Below are 219 nucleotides of genomic sequence, written 5' to 3' on the forward strand. Positions count from 1 at the left end.
GCTTAGAGGCTTTTCCTGGAAGCTGGGCATTTATCACTTCAGCACCGTAGTGCCTCGTCGTCACGCCTCAGCGTTAATAAGGGACCGGATTTACCTGGACCCTCCGCCTACACGCTTAAACCGGGACAACCGTCGCCCGGCTGATATAGCCTTCTCCGTCCCCCCTTCGCAGTAACACCGAGTACAGGAATATTAACCTGTTTCCCATCGACTACGCCT

The 219-nt window shown here is 54.8% G+C and carries 1 rRNA gene; it reads right to left on the minus strand.

Annotation, left to right across the window (positions count from 1 at the left end):
• Positions 1-219, minus strand: a 23S ribosomal RNA gene (locus tag HFD95_RS21925); the annotation flags it as partial.

The organism is Pantoea sp. EKM10T (genome assembly GCF_011800685.1).
Lineage (GTDB): Bacteria > Pseudomonadota > Gammaproteobacteria > Enterobacterales > Enterobacteriaceae > Pantoea > Pantoea agglomerans.